Genomic DNA, 1,332 nt, shown 5'->3' with positions numbered 1-1,332 from the left:
TCAGATATATAGGAACCGTACCCCAAACCGACACAGGTGGTTAGGTAGAGAATACTAAGGCGCTTGAGAGAACTCGGGTGAAGGAACTAGGCAAAATAGTACCGTAACTTCGGGAGAAGGTACGCTGCATATGGGTGATGGAACTTGCTTCCTAAGCTCAGAGCAGTCGAAGTAACCAGGTGGCTGGAACTGTTTATTAAAAACACAGCACTGTGCAAAATCGAAAGATGACGTATACGGTGTGACGCCTGCCCGGTGCCGGAAGGTTAATTGATTGGGTTAGCTCTGCGAAGCTCATGATCGAAGCCCCGGTAAACGGCGGCCGTAACTATAACGGTCCTAAGGTAGCGAAATTCCTTGTCGGGTAAGTTCCGACCTGCACGAATGGCGTAATCATGGCCACACTGTCTCCACCCGAGACTCAGTGAAATTGAAATTGCGGTTAAGATGCCGTATACCCGCGGCTAGACGGAAAGACCCCGTGAACCTTTACTATAGCTTGACAGTGAACATTGCTCCTACATGTGTAGGATAGGTGGGAGGCTTTGAAACCGCGTCGCTAGATGCGGTGGAGCCAACCTTGAAATACCACCCTTGTATGCGTGATGTTCTAACCTAGGGCCCTTATCGGGCTTGGGGACACTGTCTGGTGGGTAGTTTGACTGGGGCGGTCTCCTCCTAAAGAGTAACGGAGGAGCACGAAGGTTGGCTAAGTATGGTCGGACATCATACGGTTAGTGCAATGGCATAAGCCAGCTTAACTGCGAGACAGACACGTCGAGCAGGTACGAAAGTAGGTCATAGTGATCCGGTGGTTCTGTATGGAAGGGCCATCGCTCAACGGATAAAAGGTACTCCGGGGATAACAGGCTGATACCGCCCAAGAGTTCATATCGACGGCGGTGTTTGGCACCTCGATGTCGGCTCATCACATCCTGGGGCTGAAGTCGGTCCCAAGGGTATGGCTGTTCGCCATTTAAAGTGGTACGCGAGCTGGGTTTAGAACGTCGTGAGACAGTTCGGTCCCTATCTGCCGTGGGCGTTTGAGAATTGAAGAGGGCTGCTCCTAGTACGAGAGGACCGGAGTGGACGAACCGCTGGTGTTCGGGTTGTTATGCCAATAGCATTGCCCGGTAGCTACGTTCGGAACTGATAACCGCTGAAAGCATCTAAGCGGGAAGCAGGCTTTGAGATGAGTTCTCACTGGAGATTTAATCTCCCTAAAGGGTCGTTGGAGACTACAACGTTGATAGGTCAGGTGTGTAAGGGTTGTGAGGCCTTGAGCTAACTGATACTAATTGCCCGTGAGGCTTAACCATACAACACCCAAGT

Annotated in this window: 1 rRNA gene; it reads left to right on the top strand. The window is 51.2% G+C overall.

Annotated elements, in window-relative coordinates:
* A 23S ribosomal RNA gene (locus ABXH06_RS17810) occupies nt 1-1,319 on the top strand; the annotation flags it as partial.
* Nucleotides 1,320-1,332: the final 13 nt, after the last annotated feature.

Source organism: Thalassotalea sp. SU-HH00458 (assembly GCF_040362795.1).
Classification (GTDB): domain Bacteria; phylum Pseudomonadota; class Gammaproteobacteria; order Enterobacterales; family Alteromonadaceae; genus Thalassotalea_H; species Thalassotalea_H castellviae.
Note: the sequence above shows the minus strand (reverse complement) of the source record. Positions and strands in the feature narration are given on the sequence as shown.